At 66.9% G+C, this 8616-nt stretch carries 10 protein-coding genes; 8 read left to right on the forward strand and 2 right to left on the reverse strand.

The genetic code is table 11. The features are described 5' to 3' along the window. The first annotated feature begins 2 nt into the window (after positions 1-2). From E1263_RS18115 to E1263_RS18130, 4 genes are all read left to right on the forward strand, one after another. Complete coding sequence (locus E1263_RS18115; RefSeq protein WP_238161308.1) at positions 3-779, forward strand: metal ABC transporter ATP-binding protein; 777 nt, start codon at positions 3-5, stop codon at positions 777-779. Next, on the forward strand, positions 776-1780 hold the full coding sequence (locus tag E1263_RS18120) for a metal ABC transporter permease (protein WP_132168827.1): 1005 nt from the start codon (positions 776-778) through the stop codon (positions 1778-1780). Before E1263_RS18115 ends, E1263_RS18120 begins: the two co-directional genes overlap by 4 nt. Positions 1781-1844: 64 nt before the next feature. Next, the gene (locus E1263_RS18125) at positions 1845-2240 is read left to right on the forward strand and encodes a Fur family transcriptional regulator (RefSeq protein WP_132168829.1); all 396 of its coding nucleotides are present in this window, start codon (positions 1845-1847) and stop codon (positions 2238-2240) included. Positions 2241-2322: 82 nt separating this feature from the next. Then, positions 2323-2817 (forward strand): GNAT family N-acetyltransferase, encoded by a 495-nt coding sequence (locus tag E1263_RS18130; protein ID WP_202868941.1) that lies wholly within the window; start codon positions 2323-2325, stop codon positions 2815-2817. On the opposite strand, the gene E1263_RS18135 is transcribed toward E1263_RS18130, so the two are convergent. Beyond that, the gene (locus E1263_RS18135; RefSeq protein WP_132168833.1) at positions 2814-3908 is read right to left on the reverse strand and encodes an S-(hydroxymethyl)mycothiol dehydrogenase; all 1095 of its coding nucleotides are present in this window, start codon (positions 3906-3908) and stop codon (positions 2814-2816) included. The two genes, E1263_RS18130 and E1263_RS18135, sit on opposite strands and share 4 nt — an antisense overlap. A 144-nt stretch (positions 3909-4052) precedes the next feature. On the opposite strand from E1263_RS18135, the gene E1263_RS18140 reads away from it, so the two are divergent. From E1263_RS18140 to E1263_RS18155, 4 genes are read left to right on the forward strand one after another with little or no spacing between them, the layout of a single operon-like run. Next, positions 4053-4934 carry an ABC transporter ATP-binding protein gene (locus E1263_RS18140; protein WP_132168835.1) on the forward strand — a complete coding sequence of 294 codons (882 nt, stop codon included), beginning with the start codon at positions 4053-4055 and terminating at the stop codon, positions 4932-4934. Next, positions 4931-5746 carry an ABC transporter permease gene (locus E1263_RS18145; RefSeq protein WP_132168837.1) on the forward strand — a complete coding sequence of 272 codons (816 nt, stop codon included), beginning with the start codon at positions 4931-4933 and terminating at the stop codon, positions 5744-5746. Before E1263_RS18140 ends, E1263_RS18145 begins: the two co-directional genes overlap by 4 nt. Before the next feature lie 5 nt (positions 5747-5751). Continuing rightward, on the forward strand, positions 5752-7083 hold the full coding sequence (locus E1263_RS18150) for a sensor histidine kinase (RefSeq protein WP_238161309.1): 1332 nt from the start codon (positions 5752-5754) through the stop codon (positions 7081-7083). Then, positions 7080-7724, forward strand: a complete 645-nt coding sequence (locus E1263_RS18155) for a response regulator (RefSeq protein ID WP_132168839.1) — start codon at positions 7080-7082, stop codon at positions 7722-7724. Before E1263_RS18150 ends, E1263_RS18155 begins: the two co-directional genes overlap by 4 nt. Here the strand turns inward: E1263_RS18155 and E1263_RS18160 are convergent. After that, positions 7708-8574, reverse strand: a complete 867-nt coding sequence (locus E1263_RS18160) for an isoprenyl transferase (RefSeq protein ID WP_132168841.1) — start codon at positions 8572-8574, stop codon at positions 7708-7710. The two genes, E1263_RS18155 and E1263_RS18160, sit on opposite strands and share 17 nt — an antisense overlap. Positions 8575-8616: the final 42 nt, after the last annotated feature.

Raw genomic sequence — 8616 nt, forward strand, 5'->3', positions numbered from 1 at the left:
CAGTGTCTACCCCCATTGGCGCGGAACCAGACACCGCCGCGAAAGCCGTCCAGGTCACCGATCTCTCGGTCGACCTGGGCGGTCGTCTCGTCTTGCGGGGCGTCGATCTCCAGATCCGCCAGGGCGAGGTGGTCGCCGTACTGGGGACCAACGGTTCTGGCAAGTCCACGCTGATCAAGACCATCGTCGGGCTGCTTCCGGCGGCTCGGGGTGAGGTCCAGCTGTTCGGTACGCCGGTCCCTCGCTTCCGAGCGTGGAAGCGGATCGGTTACGTACCGCAGCGGATCACCGCAGCGGGCGGCGTACCGGCGACTGTGTATGAGGTGGTGTCGTCCGGGCTGTTGTCGCGGCGGCGTCTTTTCGCGCCACTCGGTGCAGCCGGCAAGGCGGCGATCGAGGACGCGCTGCGAGTCGTGGACATGGCCGACCGGCGCAAGGACGCGGTTGCCGAGCTCTCCGGTGGTCAGCAGCAACGGGTGCTCATTGCGCGTGCTCTGGTCTCGGATCCGGAGTTGCTGATCCTCGACGAGCCGACGGCCGGGGTCGACCTGGCCAGTCAGCAGATCTTCGCCGACGCGATCCGGGAGCGGGTCCAGCGCGGTACCACCGTGGTCATGGTCAGCCACGACCTCGGTCCGATGGACGCCCTGATCGACCGCTCGGTCATCCTGCGCCGCGGCCGGATCGTGTACGACGGTCCCCCGCACGCCTCGCAGACCAACGCGCACGTCCACCATTCCCACGACGCTCGCAACGACTCGGGGTGGCTCACCTCATGACGATGTTCCAGTTGGAGTTCATGCAGCGCGCGCTGATCGCGGGCCTGCTGACCGGTCTGTCCGCACCGGCCATCGGGACCTACCTCGTGCAGCGACGGCTGTCGCTGATGGGTGATGGCATCGGCCACATCGCGATCACTGGTGTCGCCCTCGGTCTCCTCACCGGTACTGAGCCCGTCTTCACCGCGATCATCGTGTCGATCGCCGGAGCGACCGCTATCGAGTTCGTCCGCGCCCGCGGCAAGGCAAGTGGTGATGTAGCGCTCGCACTGCTCTTCTACGGCGGTATCGCCGGCGGTGTGCTGCTGATCGGCCTAGCGGGTCAAGGCGCGGCCACACTGAACACCTATCTGTTCGGCTCACTCACCACCGTCTCCTCCAGCGACCTGTACGTCGTAGTCGGGCTGGCCGTAACTGTCCTGGTGATCGCGATCGGCCTAGGCCCGCAGCTGTTCGCGGTGTGTCAGGACGAGGAGTTCGCCCGCGTGACCGGGCTGCGGGTTCAGCTGCTCAACCTGCTCATCGCAGTGATGGCCGCGGTGACTGTGACCGTCGCAATGCGGACTGTCGGTCTGCTGCTGGTCAGTGCGTTGATGGTGGTTCCGGTGGCGACTGCACAGCAGGTCACTCGGTCCTTCCGCAGTACTTTCGTTACTGCGTGTGCGATTGGTGTGACCGCGTGTCTGGCGGGCATCATCACGTCGTACAACGCGAACGTCGCTCCGGGCGCAACCATCGTCGTGCTGGCACTGGCCGGGTTCGTGGTGGCCGCGACTGTCGGGACGCTGCTGCGGCGGCGGGCCGGCCGGAGCGCTCCACTCGACGACGAGGAGCCGGAGGTCGGCGTACCGGGTCCGGCGCCGCATGTGGTCAGCGCCGGGCACCCGCACGCGCACGGCGAGGAATGCAGTCACAAGAAGGTCGACCACGGCGATCACGTCGACTACGTGCACGACGGACATCTGCACGCACGACATGGGGATCACTGGGATGAACACTGATTTGCTGGGTTCTGAGACAATTGCTGGCGTTGCCGCGGAAAAGCCGGTGAGGACAGGAGGAACGGTGGCTATCGGAACACGCTCGACCCGTCAGCGCGCAGCGGTCGCATTGGCGCTGGACACGCTGGACGACTTCCGGACTGCGCAGGAGATCCACGCACAGCTCCGCACGTCCGGGGAGGCCGTCGGGCTCACCACCGTCTACCGGACACTGCAGGCACTGGCCGATTCCCGCGAGGTCGACGTGCTGCGCACGGCCGACGGCGAGACGGCGTACCGGCGTTGTTCGAAGGGGCACCACCACCACCTGGTCTGCCGCAACTGCGGGCGGACGGTGGAGGTCGAGGGGCCGGCCGTCGAACGCTGGGCGGACAAGGTCGCGGCCGAGCACGGGTACGCCGACATCAGCCACACGCTGGAGATCTTCGGTACCTGCTCGGACTGCCAGAAGCTCAGCTAGGTATACTGATCGTAGTAAGCCTTCCGTACCGGATCATTCCGGCGGGAGGCTTTTCTGCGTTCCGATCCTTCTGAGGAGAGCAATGACTGACCTGGTAGTGCGTCGATTCGACGCGGACGATCGCGTGGTGATGGAGCGGCTGTATCTGATGTTCCGGCACGACCTGTCGGAGTTCCAGGGACAGTTGCCGCAGGCGGACGGCAGCTATCGGAGTGACTGGCTGGAGTCGGCGCTGACCGGGGATCCGGAGTGGGCGGGGTACATCTTCCACAGCGGTGAGCATCCGGTGGGGTACTGCTTGATGCGGGCGCTGCAGCAGCCGGTGCGGGTGCTGAACAGCTTCTTCATCGTGCGGCCGATGCGCCGCGGCGGGCACGGACTACGCGCGGTCCAGGAGGTGCTTTCGCACCATCCTGGTCCGTGTGAGGTTGCGTTCCAGGACAACAACTCGACTGCCGTGAGCTTCTGGAAACGGGTCGGGGCCGCGATGTCCGGCGACGACTGGACGCTTGAGCACCGGCCCATCAAGGGTCGGCCCGACGCACCGCCGGACACCTGGATCTCTTTTACCGTCTAAAAAACGACGACCGATCGCAGTACGTCGCCGTGGTGCATCTTGGTGAACGCGGCCTCCACGTCCTCCAGTGCGATCGTCTCGGAGACGAAACGGTCGAGCGGTAGGCGACCCTGCAGGTGGAGGTCGATCAGCAGCGGGAAATCGCGGCTCGGCAGACAGTCGCCGTACCAGCTGGACTTGAGGGAACCGCCGCGGCCGAAGACGTCGAGCAGGGGGATGTCGAGGGTCAGGTCCGGAGTCGGTACGCCGACCAGGACGACCGTGCCGGCCAGATCGCGACCGTAGAAGGCCTGCTTCCAGGTCTCGGGGCGGCCGACCGCGTCGATCACGACGTCGGCGCCGAATCCGCCGGTCAGCTCCTGGATCGCCTCGACGACACCGTCGTGATCGAGTCCCTTGGAGTTGATCGTGTGGGTCGCCCCGAGCTCCTGGGCGGTGGTCAATTTGCGCTCGTCGAGGTCGATCGCGATCACCTTCGCTGCCCCGGCCAAGCGCGCACCGACGACGGCCGCCGTACCGACGCCGCCGGAACCGATCACGGCAACGGTGTCACCGCGGCCGACGTTCCCAGTGTTGATGGCGGCACCGAGGCCGGCCATCACGCCGCAGCCGAGCAAGCCGGCGACCTCGGCCTTGGCAGCCGGGTCCACCTTGGTGCATTGACCGGCCGCGACCAGGGTCTTCTCGGCGAACGCGCCGATGCCAAGCGCGGGGCTCAGCTCGGTGCCGTCCTGCAGCGTCATCTTCTGCTTGGCGTTGTGGGTGTTGAAGCAGTACCAGGGGCGACCTCGCAGGCAGGCACGGCAGTTGCCACAGACCGCCCGCCAGTTCAGTACGACGAAGTCGCCCGGCTGCACGTCGGTGACGCCGTCGCCGACGCTCTCCACGATCCCCGCCGCTTCATGCCCAAGCAGGAAGGGAAAATCGTCGTTGATGCCACCCTCGCGGTAGTGCAGGTCGGTATGGCAGACCCCGCACGCCTGGATCTGCACCACGGCCTCGCCCGGACCGGGATCCGGGATGTTGATCTGCTCGATCGTCACCGGAGCACCCTTGGCCGTCGCCACCACACCACGCACTGTCTGTCCCATGACCCCGACGCTAACCGTCCGACCCCGCTCCCGTCAGCACCTGCGGGCGTGGCGGATTTTCCCCGCGGTGTCCACCGGTCGGGGGACAGGGAGTCCGCCGGGTGACGCTCCCTGGGGAGGTGTGCTGGGCGCGAAAGTTGAGGCATGGAGACAGACAAGGCTGTGAGGGTCCGGGGCCTGGTGAAGCGGTACCCGGACAAGGTGGCGGTGGCGGGTGTCGATCTGGACATCAACCGGGGCGAGGTGTTCGCGCTGCTGGGGCCGAACGGGGCCGGCAAGACGACGACCGTGGAGATCCTGGAGGGGTATCGCCACGCCGACGAGGGCCAGATCGACGTACTGGGCAGTGACCCGGCTCGCGGGGACCGCCAGTGGCGGGCGCGGATCGGGATCGTGGCGCAGTCGTCGCGGGACGAGGCCGAGCTGACCGTGGCCGAGTTGGTCCACCACTTCGCCGGGTACTACCCGTCGCCGCGTGACCCGGAGGAGGTGATCGCTGCGGTCGGACTGGAGGAGAAGCGCAAGACGCGGACCCGGAAGCTGTCCGGCGGTCAGCGCCGCCGGCTCGACGTCGCGCTCGGCGTGATCGGGAACCCGGAACTGCTGTTCCTGGACGAGCCGACCACCGGCTTCGACCCCGAGGCGCGGCGGCAGTTCTGGACGCTGATCCGGAACCTGCGCACCGAGGGCACCACGATCCTGCTGACCACTCACTACCTGGACGAGGCCGAAGAACTGGCCGACCGGGTCGGTGTCATCGCCGACGGGAAGATGATCGAGGTCGCGACGCCGGACACGCTCGGCGGCCGTGGCGCCCGAACCGCCCGCGTCTCCTGGCTGGCCGCAGACGGCCTGCAGGAGATTCGCACCGACACCCCGACCGCCGAGGTCACGCGACTACTCGCGCAGTACGGCGGTGAAGTACCGGAGCTGCAGGTCCGCCGACCCAGCCTGGAAGACGTCTACCTCGAACTGATCGGCAAGGCTTCCGTAGCCGGAGCCGAGCTGGAAGGAGCAGTCCGATGAGCACACTCCACGTTTTGCCCTCGACCTTCAAGGTCGGGCTGTCCCGGACCAAGCTCGAGGTCAAGGAGTTCTTCCGCGAGCGCGAGCAGCTGATCTTCACCTTCTTCTTCCCGATCGTCTTCCTGGCCATCTTCTCGGCCGTCTTCGGCGGTACGACGTTCGGCGGTGGGGTCACCGCAGCCACCTACTTCACCCCTGGAATGATTGCCTCCGGCATCTTCTTGTCCAGCTTCCAGTCGCTGTCCATCTCGATCGCGATCGAGCGTGACCAGGACGTCCTGAAGCGGCTCCGCGGTACGCCGATGTCGCCGCAGTCGTACTTCGCCGGGAAGATCGGGCTGGTCCTGACGACCTCGATCATGCAGTTCGCGCTGCTGTTGCTGGTGGCCGGTCTACTGCTCGACGTCACCATCCCGACCGAGCCGGAGAAGTGGCTGCGGTTCGTGTGGATCTTCATCCTCGGTACGGCGTCCGGCTCCGTGCTCGGGATCGCGTTCTCCGTCGTACCGAAGTCCGGCAAGGCAGCGTCCGCGGTCGTCACGCCGGTAGTCCTGCTACTGCAGTTCATGTCCGGGGTGTACTTCGTCTACAGCGACCTGCCGGGCTGGATGCAATCGATCGCATCGGTCTTCCCGCTGAAGTGGCTGGCCCAGGGCATGCGGTCGGTGTTCCTGCCCGACGACTTCCGGTTCACCGAGCCGGGCGGCACCTGGCAGCTCGGGACCGGGGCGATCGTGCTGAGCCTCTGGCTCGTCGTCGGACTCGTCATCGCCCAGCGGGTGTTCCGCTGGACCCGCCGGGACGCCGGCTGATCCCCATGCCCACCGATCAGGCCCGCTCCGATAAAGCACTGCCCGGTACGGCGCCGGCCCGCGCGGCTGAGCGCCGTACCGGAGGTGTTTCTCGCACCTGGGTCCTGGTGTGGAGGAAGATGGTCGCCATGGAGGCGACACGCACACGGGCGGACCGAGTGGTCGGTGACCGGATCCTGCTCGGATGGAACATCGTGTTCTGGGTCATCCTCGCGATGAGCGTGGCGGTTTCGTTCACCGAGCCGTTGAGCCTCCTGCAGCGCGGGCTTGCAGTTGGCGCGGCGGCCCTGCTCGGTACGACGTACCTGTTCGTGGGAATGCCGGCCATCCAGTCCCGCCGGTGGATTCCGTCGGTGGTGTTCCGGGTGGTGCTGATCGGGTGCCTGATGGTACTCGTCGGGCTGAGTCCGGCGTCGGTGTTCATGATGTTCATCGCCTCGGCGCAGGTCTGGTTGCTGGCGCGGGATCTGCGGGACGGCATCGGGTTCAGCCTGGCGCTGGTGATCGGGTGCGGGACCGCGCAACTGTGGGGTGCCGGCTGGGGCTGGGACCCGTTCTGGTCGATCCTGCCGTGGATGGTCGTCAGCCTGATCGTGAGCCTGCTGTTCGGGATCTGGATCGAGCGAGTGATCGCGCAGAGCCAGCAGCGGGCGGAGCTGATCGAGGAGCTGCACGCGGCCCGCGACGAGCTCGCCGAGGCACACCACAGCGCCGGTGTGATGGCTGAGCGGGAGCGGATGGCGCGGGAGATCCACGACACGCTCGCGCAAGGGATGACGAGCATCGTGATGCTGTCGCAGACCGGTGCCGCCGAGTTGGCCCGTGGTAGTGACAGCGTGGCGGACCGATTCGCGCAGATCGAGGCCACGGCTCGGGAGAACCTTGCCGAGGCCCGTGCGCTGGTTGCTGCGTTCACTCCGGTGGCGTTGTCAGAGGCAACCTTGACCGAGGTACTGCGGCGGCAGGGCGAGCGCTTTGCCGCCGAGACCGGTATTGACGTTCAGGTGTCGTTGGATCTGGACGAGTCGGAGGTTGTTGCGCTTCCGCAGTCCCAGCAGGTCGTGCTGCTACGGGCGGCGCAGGAGGCGTTGGCCAATGTGCGGAAGCACGCACGCGCCACGTCTGTACTGATCACGCTCGGGTTGTCGGCCGGGCGGGTGTTGATCGAGATCCGCGATGACGGGTCCGGGTTTGCGCCGGATACTCCGTCGGCCGGGTTCGGACTGGCCGCGATGCGCGGGCGGGTCGAGGAATCCGGTGGCAGCGTGCAGGTCGACAGTGCGCCGGGGCGGGGCACCGTCGTACAGGTACTTATTCCTACTCAGGAGAGCATGTGACTATTCGCGTCCTAGTCGTCGACGACCACCCGGTGGTGCGATCGGGGCTGATCGGCATGCTCTCGGTGACCGATGACATCTCGGTCGTCGGCGAAGCCGGGGACGGGTCCGAGGCGCTCGCGCTGGTCGAGTCGACGCGACCGGACGTCGTACTGATGGATCTGCGGATGCCGCGGACGGACGGGGTCACCGCGACCGGGGCAATCGCGTCTGGGTATCCCGACACGAAGGTGCTCGTGTTGACGACGTACGACACGGATACCGACATCCTGCATGCTGTTGAGGCGGGCGCTACCGGGTATCTGCTGAAGGACACGCCGCATGCCGAGCTGCTGGATGGGATCCGCGCGGCGGCGCGCGGTGAGACCGTGCTCGCGCCGCCCGTTGCCGCTCGGCTGATGTCGCGGCTGCGGACGCCGGCTGCGTCGCCCGCCGCGCAACCCTCGCCGCGTGAGCTTCAAGTGCTTGCCGCTGTTGCTCGCGGGCTCAGCAACGCCGAGATCGGCCGCGAGCTGTATATCGGCGAGGCGACCGTGAAGACACATCTCCAGCGCCTGTTCACGAAACTCGACGTCGACGACCGCACCCGCGCGGTGACGGTCGCGATGGAGCTCGGGCTGCTGCCTAACCCTCGGTCTTGACTTCGCTCATGGGTACCTCGTTCTTGGGGACTTCGTTCGGTACGGCGCCGCCGTACCGGCGGTCGCGCTGCGCGTAGATCTCGATCGCGCGCCAGAGATCCCGGCGGTCGAAGTCCGGCCAGAGCGTGTCGAGGAAGACCATCTCGGCGTACGCGAGTTGCCAGACCAGGAAGTTCGACGTCCGCTGCTCCCCCGACGACCGCACGAACAGGTCCACCGGCGGCACCTGCGGGTTGTACAGGTGCTTCGCGATCGTCTTCTCGGTGATCCGATCCGGATTGAGCTTGCCCGCGGCAACCTCGTTGGCGATCGCCTTCGCCGCGTCCGCGATCTCCGCCTGCCCGCCGTAGTTCACACAGAACTGCAGCGTGATCGCGGTGTTGTTCACCGTCTGCGCCTGCGCCGACTCCAGTTCGTCGATCACGCTCTTCCACAACCGCGGCCGGCGCCCCGACCACACCACCCGCACGCCCATCGCGTCCAGCTCATCACGCCGCCGATGGATCACGTCCCGGTTGAACCCCATCAGGAACCGAACCTCGTCCGGCGACCGCGCCCAGTTCTCCGTCGAGAACGCGTACGCCGAGATGTTCTTCACCCCGATCTCGATCCCGCCCTTGATCACATCCAGCAGACTCGCCTCGCCCGCCTTGTGCCCCTCGGTCCGCGGCAACCCCCGCTGCTTGGCCCACCGCCCGTTCCCATCCATCACGATCGCCACGTGCTCAGGCACCAGTTCCTTAGGCAGAACCGGCGGCACCGCCCCACTCGGATGCCTCTCGGGAGCGACCACCACCTTCTCCCCAACGCGCTCCGACCCACGACTCCGGCGACGACCCAATGGCGACATACCCAAATCCTCTCCCATCCCCTTCCCCTATCCTCACAGCTG

The sequence above is a fragment of the Kribbella antibiotica genome, assembly GCF_004349055.1.
GTDB classification, from domain to species: Bacteria; Actinomycetota; Actinomycetes; order Propionibacteriales; family Kribbellaceae; genus Kribbella; species Kribbella antibiotica.